Source organism: Streptomyces nogalater, assembly GCF_039532885.1.
Lineage (GTDB): Bacteria > Actinomycetota > Actinomycetes > Streptomycetales > Streptomycetaceae > Streptomyces > Streptomyces nogalater.
Genome location: NZ_BAAASM010000010.1, coordinates 89,621 through 105,698, shown reverse-complemented (window position 1 = coordinate 105,698; position 16,078 = coordinate 89,621). Strand labels below are relative to the sequence as shown.

General features: G+C 73.0%; 11 protein-coding genes. 2 read left to right on the top strand and 9 right to left on the bottom strand.

The window, feature by feature from the left end:
* Nucleotides 1-17: 17 nt before the first annotated feature.
* The 6 genes from ABD350_RS10130 to ABD350_RS10105 form a co-directional block, all read right to left on the bottom strand.
* Nucleotides 18-884 carry a serine protease gene (locus tag ABD350_RS10130; protein ID WP_344347531.1) on the bottom strand — a complete coding sequence of 289 codons (867 nt, stop codon included), beginning with the start codon at nt 882-884 and terminating at the stop codon, nt 18-20.
* Between the two features lie 121 nt (nt 885-1,005).
* Complete coding sequence (locus tag ABD350_RS10125; RefSeq protein WP_344347530.1) at nt 1,006-2,553, bottom strand: RNA polymerase sigma factor; 1,548 nt, start codon at nt 2,551-2,553, stop codon at nt 1,006-1,008.
* Nucleotides 2,554-2,988: 435 nt separating this feature from the next.
* Nucleotides 2,989-3,876, bottom strand: coding sequence for a FadR/GntR family transcriptional regulator (locus ABD350_RS10120; RefSeq protein ID WP_344347529.1), 888 nt, complete (start codon nt 3,874-3,876; stop codon nt 2,989-2,991).
* Nucleotides 3,877-4,038: 162 nt separating this feature from the next.
* Nucleotides 4,039-6,846, bottom strand: coding sequence for an ATP-binding cassette domain-containing protein (locus ABD350_RS10115; RefSeq protein ID WP_344347528.1), 2,808 nt, complete (start codon nt 6,844-6,846; stop codon nt 4,039-4,041).
* A 270-nt stretch (nt 6,847-7,116) separates the two neighbouring features.
* Complete coding sequence (locus ABD350_RS10110; protein WP_344347527.1) at nt 7,117-7,875, bottom strand: NUDIX hydrolase; 759 nt, start codon at nt 7,873-7,875, stop codon at nt 7,117-7,119.
* Between the two features lie 760 nt (nt 7,876-8,635).
* Complete coding sequence (locus ABD350_RS10105) at nt 8,636-10,228, bottom strand: DUF4192 domain-containing protein (RefSeq protein WP_344347526.1); 1,593 nt, start codon at nt 10,226-10,228, stop codon at nt 8,636-8,638.
* Between the two features lie 151 nt (nt 10,229-10,379).
* On the opposite strand from ABD350_RS10105, the gene ABD350_RS10100 reads away from it, so the two are divergent.
* Together ABD350_RS10100 and ABD350_RS10095 are read left to right on the top strand one after the other, a co-directional pair.
* Nucleotides 10,380-12,545: a RecQ family ATP-dependent DNA helicase gene (locus tag ABD350_RS10100; protein ID WP_344347525.1), complete on the top strand. Its 2,166-nt coding sequence runs from the start codon at nt 10,380-10,382 to the stop codon at nt 12,543-12,545.
* 299 nt (nt 12,546-12,844) lie between these two features.
* Nucleotides 12,845-13,465, top strand: coding sequence for a hypothetical protein (locus ABD350_RS10095; RefSeq protein WP_344347523.1), 621 nt, complete (start codon nt 12,845-12,847; stop codon nt 13,463-13,465).
* A gap of 449 nt (nt 13,466-13,914) precedes the next feature.
* On the opposite strand, the gene ABD350_RS10090 is transcribed toward ABD350_RS10095, so the two are convergent.
* The 3 genes from ABD350_RS10090 to ABD350_RS10080 form a co-directional block, all read right to left on the bottom strand.
* Entirely contained in the window at nt 13,915-14,544 is a 630-nt protein-coding gene (locus tag ABD350_RS10090) for a hypothetical protein (protein ID WP_344347522.1), read from the bottom strand.
* Between the two features lie 68 nt (nt 14,545-14,612).
* A complete protein-coding gene (locus tag ABD350_RS10085) occupies nt 14,613-15,314 on the bottom strand; it encodes a ribonuclease HII (protein ID WP_344347521.1) in 702 nt (233 codons plus the stop codon).
* An 81-nt stretch (nt 15,315-15,395) separates the two neighbouring features.
* Complete coding sequence (locus tag ABD350_RS10080; RefSeq protein WP_344347520.1) at nt 15,396-16,019, bottom strand: TetR/AcrR family transcriptional regulator; 624 nt, start codon at nt 16,017-16,019, stop codon at nt 15,396-15,398.
* Nucleotides 16,020-16,078: the final 59 nt, after the last annotated feature.

Genomic DNA, 16,078 nt, shown 5'->3' with positions numbered 1-16,078 from the left:
CCCGTGCTCATACCCGCTTACGCGCCAGGCGCCGCCGTGGGGCCGTTTCCGGGCCCCTGAGCCGGCTCCAGCGCTCGTACGACCTCGGAGACGCGCGTGTAGACGCCGGGGTGCTCCGGCCGTCCGCAGCCGCTCCCCCACGACACGAGGCCGATCAGCCGCCCCTCGGCCACCAGCGGACCGCCGCTGTCTCCCTGGCAGCCGTCCGGCCCTCCGGCGACCTCTCCGGCGCACAGCATGGTGGCGGCCTGATAGGTGCCCTCCGGGCCGCCCGGATAGGCCTTGGCGCACAGGTCGTCGGAGAGCACGCGTACGCGTGCGGCCCGCAGCCGCCGCGCGTAGGCGCCCTCGCCGGTCGTGTCGCCCCATCCGGACACCAGCGCCTCCGTACCGGGCCGGTAGGCCGGATCACCCGCGCGGGCCATGGTGATGACCGCGCTCCGCGGCAGGGGCCTGGCGAGCGCGAGGAGCGCGAAGTCCCCGGAATTGGTCGTGAGGTCGAACCGGGGGTTGCGGCGGATCTGCCGTACGTCGATCTCCTCGCCCTCCGCTGACAGCAGGTCGGTGCGGCCCGTGATGACCTTGAGGTCACGCACCCGGTCCGGCGGCATTCCGAGGGCTTCCTCGCTCAGACAGTGGGCCGCCGTGAGCACCGTGGTCGGCCCGATGGCCACGGCGCCGCAGAACTGCCCCGCCCGCGCTCCGCCGAACAGGTCACGGCTGGCCAGCGCGACCGTCCACGGGGCCCGGGAGACGTCTATCGGGAAGCCCCCCACGACCACGCCGCCGGCGGCTGCGGGAGCCGCGCCCACCAGCGGTATCACGGCCATGGCGGCCGCCAGCGCCAGCGGCCGGACCAGTGCCCGGGCAAGGGAACGGCGCATGCATGCTCCTCACTCTCAGGTCTTCCTGGGGCGCCCAGAGTGATCCATCGAGCGGCATCGCGCAGCACGAAGGCCCGGCTCCCTGAGGGGAACCGGGCCTTCGCCGTCGTACGGTCGCGACCTAGTCGAGGTAGTCGCGCAGCACCTGGGAGCGCGACGGGTGGCGCAGCTTCGACATGGTCTTGGACTCGATCTGGCGGATGCGCTCACGCGTCACGCCGTAGACCTTGCCGATCTCGTCGAGGGTCTTCGGCTGGCCGTCGGTGAGACCGAAGCGCATGGAGACGACGCCGGCCTCGCGCTCGGACAGGGTGTCCAGCACGGAGTGCAGCTGCTCCTGCAGGAGCGTGAAGCTGACCGCGTCGGCGGGCACGACGGCCTCGGAGTCCTCGATGAGGTCACCGAACTCGCTGTCGCCGTCCTCGCCCAGCGGGGTGTGCAGCGAGATGGGCTCACGGCCGTACTTCTGGACCTCGATGACCTTCTCCGGGGTCATGTCGAGTTCCTTGGCCAGCTCCTCCGGGGTGGGCTCGCGGCCCAGGTCCTGGAGCATCTGGCGCTGTACGCGGGCGAGCTTGTTGATGACCTCGACCATGTGCACCGGGATACGGATGGTGCGGGCCTGGTCGGCCATGGCGCGGGTGATCGCCTGACGGATCCACCAGGTGGCGTACGTGGAGAACTTGTAGCCCTTGGTGTAGTCGAACTTCTCGACCGCGCGGATCAGACCGAGGTTGCCTTCCTGGATGAGGTCCAGGAAGAGCATGCCGCGGCCGGTGTAGCGCTTGGCCAGGGAGACCACCAGACGGAGGTTGGCCTCCAGGAGGTGGTTCTTGGCGCGGCGGCCGTCCTCGGCGATGATCTCCAGCTCGCGCTTGAGCTTCGGGGCGAGCTTGTCGGAGTTGGCCAGCTTGTCCTCGGCGAAGAGACCCGCCTCGATGCGCTTGGCCAGCTCGACCTCCTGCTCGGCGTTGAGCAGGGGGACCTTGCCGATCTGCTTCAGGTAGTCCTTGACCGGGTCGGCGGTGGCGCCGGCCGCGGCGACCTGCTGCGCGGGCGCGTCGTCCTCGTCCTCGTCGGACAGGACGAAGCCGGCGTTCTCGGTGCCCTCGGGCTCGTCGGCGACCTTGGTGTCCTCAAGGACCTCTTCGTCGAGGAGCTCGACGTCGTCCTTCTTGGCGGTGGTCTTCTTGGCGGCCGTCTTCTTGGCGACGGTCTTCTTGGCGGTCGCCTTCTTGGCGGCCGTGGTCTTCTTGGCGGCGGCCTTCTTGGCGGTTGCGGCTTCCTCGGCGGAATCGGCTGCGGCCGCGGCGGTGGGCGCCGCGGGGGCGGCCGTGGTGGCGGTGGCCTTCCTGGTGGTCACCGTCGTCTTCGCCGCGACCGTCCTGGTGGCGGTGCGCTTGGCCGGACTCTTCGCTGCGACGCTCTTGCGGGTGCGCTTGGGCTCTGCGGCACTGACCATCAGCGTCACACCCTCTTCCTCAAGAATCTGGTTGAGGCTGCGCAGTACGTTCTTCCACTGAGTGGCCGGGATCTGGTCAGCTTCGAAGGCCCGACGCACATCGTCGCCGGCGATCTGCCCCTCAGCCTTTCCCCGCTCAATGAGCGCCATGACAGAGACGGACTCGGCGATCTCCGGCGGGAGCGTACGGGATGTGCTGGCCGACACGAACAACCTCTCGGAACGTTGGAAAACGGCTTCCGGCACCGTCCACTGCGGACAGGAGCCGACCACCGGCCTGGGGATGGGCCGACGGCGCGGGCGGGGGCCGGGAAGATGCACAGCGCCATGTACGGCGTCCGTATTCCCTCCGCGGCTATCACCTCTTAGGTCATCGCGCTGTCTCCACGAGCGTTACGCCCATTCTGCGTGGCCCGAGTCACACCCCGTAAACGGTCAAAACCGGTCAGATGTGCGCATAGGAGATCACCGGTGGCCGCCATCCCGGCCGTCCCCGTCACCAGGAGGCCTGCCGCCTCGCCGGACTCCGCCGGACTCCCGAGGGTCCGGCGGAGTCCGGCGGCGGCCGGCGCCCGGGTCCGGCGCCGCCGCGAGCACCACTGGGACGTCACACACTGGCGACCGCACCACGTCCCTCGCGGATCAGTGCTCGCGCGGGGCGGGCACCACGCGCTCCACCTCGGGGTGGACCATCAGCAGCTGACGCATGGCCGTCTCCGCCGCCGTGCCGTCGCCGGTGCCGAGGGCGTCGACGATCCGCGCGTGCTGGGCGAGGGACGCCTCGTTGGGGCGGTCACAGGCGGTGACCGGGCCGCCGGAGACCTGGAGCGCCGCCGAGACGATGCCGGAGAGGTGCTCCAGCATGCGGTTGCCCGCGACCTGGATCAGCAGCGAGTGGAACTCCGTGTCCGCCCGCGCGTAGGTGAGCGCGTCGCCCTGTGCCATGGCGTGGCTCATGATCTCGACCATGTCGCACAGGCGCTGCTGCACCTCCTCGCGCCCGTGGCCGGCGGCGAGGCGGGCGGCCAGCGGCTCGATCGTCCAGCGCAGCTCGCTGAGCTCCCGGCGCTGGTCGTCGCGCTGCGGCCCGAAGGCCCGCCACTCGATGATGTCCGGGTCGAGGAGGTTCCAGTCGCTGACGGGGCGCACCCGCGTGCCGACGTTCGGGCGGGCGCTGACCAGGCCCTTGGCCTCCAGGACCCGGAGCGACTCGCGGACGACGGTGCGGGAGACCTCGAAGCGCTGGCCGATCTCCTCCGGTACCAGCGGTCGGTCCGCGCCCAGATCGCCGGAGACGATCATCTGTCCGAGCTGCTGGACGAGTTGGCCGTGCAGCCCGCGTCCTCGGCTGGCCGCGGCCCGCCGGCTGACGCGGCCCAGCTCGGGTTCCCCGCCGTCCCAGGCAGGCGCTCCGACGCGGTCGGCCACCGGGCCTTCGGCGTAGGGGTAGCGGTCGAGTTCGCCCGGGCCGACCAGACCTGAGTCTGTGGAGCGGGCGGCGGTCATCATGGTGTGCGCAAGGGTACTCACGGATCCTTTGTCGGCGCCGCCTCCAACTCCCTTGAGGTCTTTGGTGAAAAGCACACGAAAGGGTGATCGCTCACCCCGTCGCAATTGACGCCTTATCGGAAAGAAATGGGCTTCCTGCGGGGAGTTGCGGGCAGAGCAGGGCCGGAAGTGAACGAAGTGCGGTCAGTGCAGCCGGGTCCGCAACGCCGTGAGCAGATACGCGCAGAGCAGGCCCGCGAGCGACAACGCCAGTGCGGCGCCCACGGGTTGGGCGAGGACCCGCGCGGCGGCGAGCAGGTACCGGTCCCCTCCGAAGGGCCACTGCAACAGGAAGACCTCCCGCATCCGCACCGGGAAGTCCGCCGCCATGCGCACGGCCGGGCCCTGGAGCGCCTTGTGGACGAGGGGTACGGCGAGGACGGGTACGGCGAGGACCGCGGCCAGCCCGGCCGTGGTGGACCGGAACACGCCGGCCGCCAGCACCCCCGCCCAAGAGCAGCCGACGACCAGCCCGAACCAACTCGCCGTCAGTGAGAGCCAGTCCGCGGGAACTTCCGTCAGTTCCCGGCCGTAGACGATGTAGAGCACCTCGGCGTCGCAGCCCAGGGTGAGGAAGGCGAGCAGCCCCGCGGTGGCTCCGGAGACGAGCAGTTTGGCGGTGAGCAGCCCCAGCCGGCGGGGGACGGTGCCGCGGTCCGCCGCCAGGGCGGGGTGGCGGAACTCGTCCCCGAAGGCCAGCGCGCCGAGCAGCCCGGCCCCGAGCGCCGCGGGCGGCAGCGGCAGCCCCCGCGGCCAGGCCGCGAACAGCCGCGCCTGCGGGGTGTGCCCGATCCTGGCCAGGAGTACGGCGGTGAGCGCGGACACCACGAGTACGGCCCCGCAGGTGAGGAAGCCGGTGCCGATACCGGCGGCGCGCCGGATCTCGTAGCGCAGAGGACGGAGAGGGCTCGGGGCGGGGCGGACGGAGATGGGGGGCGGAAGAGGCGAGGAGATCACGGCTGCGGCACGGTCACCGTCGGAACGGCCGGCATGGTCCTCCCGCGCGTTCCGGGCGCCGGGGTTTCTCGCCCCCGGAAGGAGGAGACGAGTGCCGGGGACGCCCGGCGCGGGGGCGGCCGTGCCGTCGGCCTGCGGCCCGGAGGGCGACGCGACCGCGCCGGACCCGGTCTCCGGGGCGGCCGTCGCATCGGCGGACCGGTCGTCGGTGCCGCCCTCCCCGGCGCCGCTCGCGGCCTCGGACCGCGACCAGCCGTCGTCGCCGCCGTTCCGGGCGCCGGCCCCGGCATCGGCGCGCCGCCGCGCCTGCCGTGCGGATCGGCCCGGCTGCTCGCCTGCCGTGTTGTCCGCACCGGATGCGGTACCGGTGTGCGTCGTGTCTTCGGTCGGGGCCACCGCGACGGCCGGGGAAGCGTCGCGCGATGAGGTGCCGGGGGCGGACACGGGGTGAGCCGGTCCGGTTCGCTGAGCAGCGCCGCGGGTCCGCCCGCCGTCGGCGCCGCCCGTCCGCTGCGAGGCCGAACAGCTGGACGACCACTGCCCTTCGGGCATCGGGGACAGTCCGGCCACCGCCTGTTCCGCCTCCGGTGCCGACGGTACGGCCGGGGGGTGCTTGCGCTGTCCGGCCGGGTACCCGGAGACCGTGGTGTTCCCCGCCGAGAGGCCCTGCGCCGGTGCCTGCGGGTCCGGAGCGGACCGGTCCAAGGCCGTTGAGTGGAGTCCGGCCGCTGCCCGGCCGGGCGAGGCGCTGCACGGCTCCGCCGCCCGCTCCGCGGTGCGTGGGTCCGCCGTCGGAAGCCCGCCTTTCGCGGTCTCCCGTGGGGCGGCCGGTCCTGCGGGTCGCGGCTCCGCCGCCGACGCTTCGCGCGCGCTCCGCCCCGGGGATGGGGATGCGCCGCCGAACCCGGCCTGGCGGCCGTCCAGGGCGGGTTCCGGCACCTCGCTGCCACGCTCCTTCGACACACGGCCGGCCGGGGCGGATTCCCGGTCCCCGTACGAGACGCCGGTCGCCGCCGGGTCCTGCTCCGGCCGGGCCCACCGGTTGGCAGGCGGTGAGTCCGGTACGGGTGGCCGCGGTTCGGCGGGGCGCGCGCCGCCGTCGCCCTCGGCTCCGGCACCCGGTCCCATGTCGCCCACCTCGTCGGCGAGTTGGTGGACGAGGATGCCGTGGCGGAAGGCGATCTCACCGACGTCGGCGGTCGTGCTGCCGTACACCGACAGGCGGTTGCCGCCCTCGCGTACGACTTCGACGGAGCGGCGGGCGGTGCGGGCGTCCCTGGCGAGCAGGGCCGCCAGGCGCGCGGCGTGGGGACTGCGGACGGCCACTCGTCGGCGCAACCGGGTACGGGCGAAAACCCTTGCCTCCTGGTCGGCGACCAGTCTGCCCCTGTCGAGCGTGACGACCCGGTCGGCGGTGCGCGCCGCCTCCTTGGGCTCGGCCGTGGTGAACAGCACCGTGCCGCCCTGGTCGGCATGGGCCCGCAACATGCCGTGCATCCATTGGGCCTCCCGGGCGGAGAGGCCGTCGGCGGGTTCGTCCAGGACGAGCGTGTGCGGGTCGGGCAAGAGAGCGCAGGCGAGACCGAGTCTGCGGTCCATGCCGCGTGACAGCGTGCCGAGACGTTCCTCCCGGAGGCTGACGAGACCGACCACTTCGAGTACCTCGTCGGCTCGCCGCGCGGGAACTCCCGACGCGGCGCACAGCATGCGCAGATGACCACGGACCGAGCGGGCGGGATGCCCCGGCACATCGCCGAGGAGCACGCCGACTTCTCGCGCCGGATGGGCGATCCGGTGCAGGGGCCGGCCCCTGAAGTAGGTGATGCCGCACCCTTGTTGGAGCTCAAGCATGAGTCTGAGCGTGGTCGTCTTGCCCGCGCCGGCGCATCCGAGGAGCGCGGTGACTTGTCCGGCGCGCGCCTCGAAGGAGATGTCGTCGACGGCGGGCGGATGCGCCTTGCGGGGATTGCTGGTCAGTCCGAAGGCCTGGATCACCTGCAGCAAGATAGCGCGACATGTCTGGTTTTTCGTGTATAAGACGATTTGCGGAAAGGCGCTGCGTGACCTACCTCTTTCCTTTTCCGCCGTTCGACGGAGCGCACGCGCTCGACACGGACAGCCCGACGACTGACGGGCAGCGGGCAGCGGGCAGCGGGCAGCGGGCAGCGGGCAGCGGGCAGCGGGCAGCGGGCAGCGGGCAGCGGGCAGCGGGCAGCGGGCAGCGGGCAGCGGGCAGAACGATCACCGGTGCCGGTTTGTCGCGTCTCAGACCTCGGGGCGCAGCATCGGCGGGTTGAGGAGCGTGGCGCCGCCGGCCCGGAAGAGCTGGGCCGGCCGTCCGCCCTGGCGCGTGGTCGTCCCTCCGGTGGGGACGAGGAATCCGGGGGTGCCGGTCACCTTGCGGTGGAAGTTGCGCGGGTCGAGCGCGACGCCCCACACCGCCTCGTACACCCGGCGCAGCTCGCCGACCGTGAACTCGGGCGGGCAGAAGGCGGTGGCCAGAGACGAGTACTCGATCTTCGATCGGGCGCGTTCCACTCCGTCCGCGAGGATCCGGGCGTGGTCGAAGGCGAGCGGTGCCACGGGTTCGCCGTCACGGCCGTAACCGCCCTGCTGGAGCAGTTCCTCGACCGGGGCCCAGCGCGCGTTGCTGGCGTCGCCGCCGGCGCGCGGTGCGGGCAGGTCGGGCGCGAGCGCGAGATGCGCGACGCTGACCACGCGCATACGCGGATCCCGCTTCGGGTCGCCGTAGGTGGCGAGCTGCTCCAGGTGGGCGCCGTTGGCCTGGGCCGGGGCGGCCGGGTCATGGGCGCAAAGCCCGGTTTCCTCGGCCAGTTCACGCGCCGCCGCCTGGGTCAGATCCTCGTCGGCCCGTACGAAGCCTCCGGGCAGTGCCCAGCGCCCCTGGAAGGGGGGCTCGCCCCTGCGTACCGCCAACGCGCACAGGGCATGGCGGCGCACGGTCAGCACGACCAGGTCCACGGTGACGGCGAAGGGCGGAAAGGCTGACGGGTCGTAGGGCATGCCGCGATCATAGTCGTCTTCCTGACGATAAACACTCCCTCGGCTGCCGTATCGGTGGCGGTCGCGCCTCGTTCCGGTGCGCTGCCCGGTGGCTCCCCTGCGGCCTCCGTGACCCTGCTGCTCACCGCCCTCGCCGGGGCCCGCCCCCGACACCCCGGTCCGCACGCACGGGTCCTGCGCCCCGTTAGGCGGCATAGGTCTCGTAGGTCTCGCAGGCTGTGCGTCGGCGGCGTCGCAGGACCAGGAAGACAGGCCGCGGGGGTGCATGGTCGTCGGACGGCGGGCCGCCGGGCGGCGGGGCGCACGGCTCCGGTCCGGTGACCGAACGGGTCGCGTCCCACCTCCTCGGTGCCGAGGCCCCCGGCCCCCGGTCCGGGGCGAGCGGGCCGGCGCCCGGCAGGCCGGTGTCGGCGAGGGGTAGACGGTGGTGGCGGTCAGGTGGGGTGGGGCATGGGCCGGCCGTCCGGCGCCAGGGCAGGGCCGGGCGTCCGCCGACGCGGTCCTCTGCCCAGGGGCCGGCTCGGAAAGCCGGCCTGGCGGCGGGCTGTCCCCCGTGACCGGCGGCCTGCCCGGACAGGAGCCGCGGTACGGCAGCCGGCCGGTGCTCCTCTCTGGCCGGCGTGACCGGAGGGCTCGCCGGGGGCCGCTTTCGGAACCGCCTCCGGGGGCACCGGACCGCCAGTACGGGGCCCGCGGTTGTTGCGCTCCGCGGCTGTTGCGGCCAGGGATGCTGCCCGTCCGGGCGTGGCCCGGCGGACGCTCATCCGTCGTCCTCGGTCCGCGGGTGTCCGCCCTCCGACGGCATACCGCTGCTGGCATCGTCACCGGGGCCGGTGACACGCGTGCGCGTGATGCTCGCCCCTCGGGTGCCGGGCCTGGTGGCTCCGGGCGCGGTCGACCGGGGGCGGGAGCCGGACGGCCTGCGTCGGTCCGTCTTGGTCCGGGATGTGGGGCGGTTGTCGTCACCGTCCGTGCTCCGCGTGCGGCGCCTGCGCTGCCCGCCCGGCCGGAGGCCCGGTGTCGGGCCGTCCGCCGGGGCCCGGGATGCCGGGGCCCGGTTGTGCGCGGTCTCGGCGAGCGCCTGCTGCGGTGCCGGGTCCGTCTGCGGCGCCGTCTGCGCCGGTGTGGACTGCGTGTCCTGCCTGCTCTGAGTGTTCTGACCGCTGTCCGTGTTCCGCGTGTCCTGGGCGCGCAGGCAGCGGCGGACCGCTTCGGGATCGAGTCCTTCGTTGCATGCCTGGTGCAGCAGACGGGCGAAGAGGTAGTCGGGATCCGCACCCAGTGCCATGGCCAGTGCCTCGCGCGCCTCCAGTTCGTCGCCCGTGGACCAGGCGACCCAGCCCGCAAGGGTCAGCGGTGCGGCGGCGTGCTCGCTGTAGGGGCCGACGCAGCGGCGGGCCAGAGCTCGCCAGAGCCGCAGTGCCGGGCCCGCGACGTCGCCTTCCATCCAGGCGGCGGCCCGGTCGCGGGTCGTGCGGTCCTGGAGTCCGAGGATGAGGGCCGCCGCCTCGTCGGCGCCGAGGAGGCCGTCGTCGCGGACGTCCGCCGGATGGGTACCGGAGACCGGTGCCGCCGCGGCGAAGCGGCGGATGACGCGCTCGGCGAGGGCGAGGGTCTCCTCCGCCACCTCCTCGCGGGCCGTCTCGTCCAGGATGCGCGGCACCAGGCTCATGCCCGCCGTGTCGAGGGCGATCTCCTGGTCCAGGGCCGCCGCGGACTCCCGGGGTTGCAGCCTGGCGCGCAGTTCCTTCAGTGTGCCGCGCACCTGGAGGCCGGCGTAGGTGGCCGCCGCGGCGAGCACGGAGGTGCCGGGCAGGCCCATCGGGGAGCCGTCGTCGGGGCAGCAGCCCTTGACCGGGCAGCAGTACGACCAGAAACGCCCGTCCGAGATGCACAGGGCCTCGACGACGGGCACGTCGAGGCTTCCGCACTCGGTCCGCATCAGCTGGGCCAGCCTCGTCAGCCGTTGCTTGACCTCCCGGCCGGACTCACCGGGGCCGGGTTCCTGGCAGACATAAGCCACCATGCCCTCGGGGCGGGCGCCGCGCCGCTCGCTGCCGGTCACCAGCCCGCGGGCCAGCTGCCTGGCGGCGGCCTCCCAGTCCTCCTCGCTGGCCGGGATGCCGAGCCGGGCCCGGCCGCCGAACCTGCCGCGTCCTCCCCTGTCGTGCAGGGCGACGAGCACCATGCTGTCCTCGGGTCGGTAGCCGAGCAGGTAGGGCAGGGCGTCGGCCAGTTCGGCGGGGGTGCGCAGGGTGACCTGCGCGGTGTGGTCGGCCGGCCCGGCCGAGGGGTCGTGCCCGGAGATGTCGTCGTTTCCGAAGGGTCCGGCGGTTTCGCTGTGATTCGTCATGCGCCGACGATCTCGCGGATTTCGAGATTCCGCTTGAGCCTGTGGATAAGTCGGATCAGGGACACGACAACGTTGTCCCGGACTGTCCCGCTGTCCACAGACCCGGCCCGGGCCCGCCCGGTTGTCGGTGCCGTCCTGTTGTATGGAACGCATGGAACACACGAGCAACGCGGATCTCCGGACAGAGGCCGATGCCGTCCTCGCCCGGCTCGTCGGGGACGCGACGGGCGCCGCCCGGCTGCGCGAGGACCAGTGGCGGGCGATCGAGGCGCTGGTCGCCGACCGGCGCCGGGCCCTGGTCGTGCAGCGCACGGGCTGGGGCAAGTCCGCGGTGTACTTCGTCGCGACCTCGCTGCTGCGCGCCAGGGGAAGCGGCCCCACGGTGATCGTCTCGCCGTTGCTCGCGCTCATGCGCAACCAGGTGGAGGCCGCGGGCCGGGCCGGTATCCACGCCCGGACCATCAACTCGGCCAACACCGAGGAGTGGGACGCCGTCCAGGCCGAGATCGCGGCCGGCGCGGTCGACGTGCTGCTGGTCTCCCCGGAGCGGCTGAACAACCCCGACTTCCGCGACCAGGTCCTGCCCAAGCTGTCCGCCGCCACCGGTCTGCTGGTGGTGGACGAGGCCCACTGCATCTCCGACTGGGGCCACGACTTCCGCCCCGACTACCGTCGGCTGCGCACCATGCTCGGCGACCTGCCCTCCGGCGTCCCGGTGCTGGCCACCACCGCCACGGCCAACGCGCGGGTGACCGCGGACGTCGCCGAGCAGCTCGGCACGGGCGGCACGATGGACGCGCTGGTGCTGCGCGGGCCGCTGGACCGGGAGAGTCTGAGCCTCGGTGTGCTGCGGCTGCCGGATGCCGCGCACCGGATGGCCTGGCTCGCCGATCACCTCGATGAGCTGCCGGGCTCCGGCATCGTCTACACCCTCACCGTCGCCGCCGCCGAGGAGGTCACCGCCTTTCTGCGGCAGCGCGGACACACCGTCGCCTCCTACACGGGCAAGACGGAGAACGCCGAACGGCAGCAGGCGGAGGAGGATCTGCTCGCCAACCGCGTCAAGGCCCTGGTGGCCACCTCCGCGCTCGGTATGGGCTTCGACAAGCCGGATCTCGGTTTCGTCGTCCATCTCGGCTCGCCCTCCTCCCCCATCGCCTACTACCAGCAGGTCGGCAGGGCCGGACGCGGCGTCGCCCACGCCGAGGTGCTGCTGCTGCCGGGCAAGGAGGACGAGGCGATCTGGGAGTACTTCGCCTCGCTGGCCTTTCCCTCCGAGGATCTGGTCCGGCGCACCCTCGACGTCCTCGCCCGGGCGGACGGGCCCTTGTCGCTGCCCGCCCTCGAACCGCTGGTGGAGCTGCGCCGTTCCCGCCTGGAGTCCATGCTGAAGGTCCTCGACGTGGACGGAGCGGTGCGGCGGGTCAAGGGCGGCTGGACGGCCACCGGACAGCCCTGGTCGTACGACGCCGAGCGCTACGCGTGGGTGGCCCGGCAGCGCGCGGCCGAGCAGCAGGCGATGCGCGAGTACGCGACCACCACCGAGTGCCGGATGGAGTTCCTCCAGCGCCAGCTGGACGACGAGGGCGCCAAACCGTGTGGCCGCTGCGACAACTGCGCGGGACCGCGCTTCACCTCGGGCCTGTCCCCCGCGGCGCTGGACGCCGCGCGGAGCGATCTGGGTCGCGCCGGCGTGGAGGTGGAGCCCCGGCGCATGTGGCCGACCGGGCTCCCGGCCATCGGCATCGGCCTCAAGGGCCGTATCCCCGCGGGGGAACAGGCCTCGCCGGGGAGGGCTCTGGGGCGTCTGTCGGACATCGGCTGGGGCAACCGGCTGCGCCCCCTGTTCGCCCCGCAGGCACCGGACGCGGCGGTGCCGGACGATGTGGCGCAAGCCGTGGTCGGCGTGCTGGCCGACTGGGCCCGTGGGCCGGGCGGCTGGGCCTCCGGTGCGTCCGACGCCCCGCCCCGGCCGGTGGGCGTGGTCACCATGGCCTCGCGCAGCCGGCCCCGGCTGATCCACTCCCTGGGTGCCCGCATCGCCGAGATCGGCAGGCTGCCCCTGCTCGGCTCGGTGGAGTACGCGGGGGACGCTCCTCGGGTGCACCGCAGCAACAGCGCCCAGCGGCTGAAAGCGCTCGACGGGGCGTTGACGGTGCCGCCCGCCCTGGCCTCGGCGCTCGCCGCGGCGGACGGTCCGGTGCTGCTGGTCGACGACTTCACGGAGACGGGCTGGACCCTGGCGGTCGCGGCGCGTCTGCTCCGCAAGTCCGGGGCGCGTGGCGTGCTGCCGCTGGTTCTCGCCGTCCAGGGATGAGTGCGGCGTCACCGCTGTTCCGGGACGCCTCGCAGCCGTTCACGGCGGCCCGCCGGACGGGGCTGTCGCGGGCCCAGGCGTCGACGGCCCAGCCTGTGGGTAGGAGGGATATAAGCCACGCACTACCAGATAAGACTCGACGGCGCCAATTGCTCGTTGCCGCAACCAAGTTCGACAGGAAGAATTGAGGTCCGCTACCCGCACGACTCACCCGTGACCCCGGTTGGGCTCCGCTGCGGCGCGCGCTCCCCCGAATCCGACCTCGCCCGCAGTGTGGGCGCGTAGCCGAAGGGAGGAACGTGACCTTCGGATTCGCACCGTCCTCGGCGGCCTCGTTGTCGACGCCCGCGTCCGACGCCTCCGCCAGTCGTCTGCTTGAGCCGGCGGAGTGGGCCGCCGCCGGAATCCCTCTGCTGCGCAACCCTCGTGAGGTCGTCAGCGGCCTGCACGCCCGCCACCAGCCGAAGCCGCTCACGGCGGTCGTGGCGGTGCTCGACCCTGACGAGCGGCTGCGGGCGAGCGCCTCGTTCACGCGCCGAGCGGCCCCGGCCGACGGCTGGATGTTCCGCAACGCGCTGCTGGCCCAGTTGCGCCGGGTGATTCCGCACGACCTGCGCCGCCGTACCCCTGTGCGCACGGCCGTCCTGCTCTACTGCCGTGAGGGCGACGCGCGTTGGACCGAGGAGGACGGCGCCTGGATGTGGGGGCTGCGCGATGCCTGCACGCTGCACGGGCTGCGCTGCGGCGCGTACATCACGCTGACCCACGACGGCTGGCAGGTGCTCGGCGAGGGACGCGGCGGTCGCCGGCCGAACGCGCACTCGGCCCCGGAGCCGTTCGCCACCGCGGACGCCCCGTCGCTCGCGCCGCGCACCGGCGGCCCGGTCTCCGAGGTGCTGAGCCGGGCGGCGGCTCGCTGACCAGAGCGGCACAGGCGGTACGACGGTCCGCGCCACCCACCGGGACTGCTACGACGCATCCGGCCGGTACCCGAGGGCCAGCCGAACCGGTGTGCGCGCAGAGCGTCCCGAGAAGCCCCGCCGGACCTGCCTTCCGGACCCCGAGGCGCCCTGGGCGACCTGCGGGATCCGCCCCGGGTGCGCCCCGGGGACGGCCGTAGGTGGTCCAGCCGCCGGTAGGGCGCGTGCCGACCCGGCAGGCGTGCCATGGCGGCCCGGATCACTCCCCCGGCATGAAGTCGGCCGGCGCTTCCGGGCCTCCCCGGGAGCCGGTCCCGGCGGCGTCACGGCCGCGGCCCCTCGTCCCCGCACACCGAGCCCGTCGTCCGGGCACGTCAAAAGCCGCACCGTGCGGATTCCGCCGGAGCGGCTCCTTCGGCACCTCGGTGTCCCGAGGCGCCGGACGCGACTCAGACGCCGGCGCCCAGCACCGAGTTGATCTGCTGCGGGTCACCGCAGACGATCAGCAGTGCACCGGCACGGGCGTGGGCCAGCGGGAGGGCGGTGGCAGCGGCGGAGGCGGGGCCTCCGTTGACGGCCACGACGACCACCGGGCGGGTGGCGGCGCGGGAGGCGACGGCGGCGTCCGCGTAGAAGACGTCGTCACCGGCGTCGTGCTGCGCCCAGTAGGACGCTTCGCCGAAGGACAGTTCGTGTTCGGCCCACGGGTGCTGGGCACCGGTGGTGAGCACGAGCACCTCGCCGGGGGCGCGACCCGAGTCCAGGAGCAGGTCCACCGCCTCCTCGGCGGCGTCGAGCGCACCCTCGGCCGAAGCCGGGATCAACTGGATCTGCGGGCTCGCCGCGGCGGCGGGAGCGGTGGGGCCGGAAGGGCCGGGCTTGGCCGGAGCCGCGTCTCGCGGTGTGCGCTGCGCCGGCGGCGTGGGCCGCAGAGGGCCGGGACGACCGGGGCGGGACGGAGCCGCGGGGCGGGGGCCGGGTACGGGGCGGGGGGTCGGCGCGGTGCGGCCGCTGGCCGGCGTGGCGCGGGGACCCTGGGCACTCTCGTGAATCTGAGGCTCCTCGGGAATGAGAGGCATGAGCTGATTTTTATCAAACATTGGTGCGGCGCGGATGACCGGGTGGCACATCAGTGCGATCGGAACCGTCAGAAATCGAAGCCGAGCTGACCCTCAATTTCCGGAACGCTTCCGTCCGCCCAGCTGCGGACCTTCTTGAGGTGCCGCCACTGAGGCAACGCATCAAGATACGCCCACGACAAACGGTGGTGCGGGGTGGGCCCCCGCTCCGCCAGTGCGGCCTTGTGCACGGGCGACGGATACCCGGCGTTGTCCGCAAATCCGAAGTCTGCATGGTCGACACCCAGTTCGGCCATCATTTTGTCGCGCTGAACCTTGGCGATCACCGACGCCGCCGCTACGGCCACACACGACCGATCACCCTTGATCACCGTGCGGACCTTCCAGGGAGCGCCGAGATAGTCGTGCTTCCCGTCGAGGATCACGGCGTCGGGGCGGACCGGCAGGGCATCCAGGGCACGGACCGCGGCCAGCCGCAGCGCGGCCGTCATCCCCAGGTCGTCGATCTCCTCGGGGGAAGCATGCCCCAGCGCGTAGGCCGTCACCCATGACCGCAGGATCTCGGCCAGTTCTGTGCGCCGTCTGAGCGTGAGCAGCTTGGAGTCGGTCAGGCCCTCGGGCGGGCGGCGCAGTCCGGTGATCGCCGCGCAGACCGTGACAGGACCGGCCCAGGCACCGCGCCCCACCTCGTCTACACCGGCAATGACCTTCGCTCCGGTCGTGGCGCGCAGGGAGCGCTCGACGGTGTGAGTAGGCGGTTCGTACGGCATGGCGCCCTTAGCGTACGCCGCCGGGATCGCCGCGCGACACCCCGGTCTCCCCAGGGACGCCAAGGGAGCCGGAAGGGGGCGTCAGGCGCCGTAGGGCCGCAGCAGCGGAAGCATCAGCTGGTCGACCATCCCTTCGAGGTCTCGATCGTTCCATTCGCTGGCGCACACCTTTGACCGGTACATCATCATGGCCGGGATGGCATCGAAGACGTAGCCGTTGGCCGCGTCCGCCCGAACCTCTCCCCGCTCTATTCCACGGACGATGACCTCGCGCACCAGCTCTACGGTCGGCTCGACCACACTCCCGAGGATCACCCCCTCGAAGCGCTCCGCCTGCACCTGATCGCACTCGTGAATGACCGAGCGCAGTGCGGCGCCGGGCCGCGAGTACATGATCTGCCGCACCTGGCGGCACAGGGTGAGCAGGTCCTCGCGCACGCTGCCGAGGTCCGGGGCCTTCTCCACCCGGGGCAGTCCGGACACCAGGGCGTCCGCCACCAGGTCCTCCTTGGAGGGCCAGCGACGGTAGACCGCCGCCTTGCCGGTGTGGGCGCCGGCCGCGACGCCCTCCATGGTCAGCCCCTTCCAGCCGACCGTGCTGAGCTGCTCCAGGGCGGCGTCGAGGATCGCCCGCTCCAGTACCGCGCCGCGCCGGCGCGGGGAAGCCGTTCCGGCGGGCGCGGTGGTACAGCGCGAGGTAACCATCCGTGTTTCTCCAGCAGGTGAGGTGAGCGGGTGTTCCGGGGCGGTGACGCCGCGCTGCC